1 protein-coding gene and 1 pseudogene are annotated in these 608 nt (G+C 60.9%); both read right to left on the bottom strand.

What is annotated here, in order from left to right:
* Positions 1-197 (bottom strand): annotated as a pseudogene (locus ACF8K2_RS24115) (TIGR03756 family integrating conjugative element protein); the annotation flags it as partial.
* 222 nt (positions 198-419) lie between these two features.
* A partial coding sequence (locus tag ACF8K2_RS24110; RefSeq protein WP_392468122.1) for a hypothetical protein occupies positions 420-608 on the bottom strand: 189 nt, incomplete at its 5' end.

Raw genomic sequence — 608 nt, 5'->3', positions numbered from 1 at the left:
GGCGTACACAGCAGCCAATAGCAGATCCCAACGATGCGGTACTCCAGACACTGCAGCGACGCGACGGAAGCAATGATGGCGGGGGTGGTCAGCGCCAGGCACTGCTCGGCAGCTATGAGCAACGTGATAGCGACGAAGGCGCGACCTCGGCCAGGTTGTTTCGGCTGGGGCGTTCGGCATGGGACATTCAGGTTCATCGGCAGCGCTCGGCAAAGGGCAACGGTGTGCATCCATGCGCCGAGTTGCAGCATCGCGGATCAGGCAGAGGAGAGGGACGGACAAACCGAGGCTGGTGCCTTCGGTTTCTGCAACGGCCGGGATAAGGGCTGCGACCTGTCCAGAATTACCGATGGAGTACAAATGTACTCTTGTCGTTTTTTAATGCTCGACAGGCTATGGAGCGTCGTGGGCTACGAGGTTCAGTACATGCCGCGCAAGCGATCGATGTCCGCCGCAATCTGCAGTGCGGCCTCCAACTCGGACAGCTGATGCGCTTCCATCAACCGCCAGCGCTGGGCCTTTTCCTCGGGCTCGGTCATGGCCAGGGCGAGGTACAGGCTCGGTGGGACTGCGCGAAACAGCGTCTCCAGTTGCTTGGACAGGACCAC

It is taken from the genome of Pseudomonas sp. xss_2, assembly GCF_043104195.1.
In the GTDB taxonomy this organism is placed as follows: Bacteria; Pseudomonadota; Gammaproteobacteria; order Pseudomonadales; family Pseudomonadaceae; genus Aquipseudomonas; species Aquipseudomonas urmiensis.
This window is presented reverse-complemented; position numbering and strand designations above follow the sequence as displayed.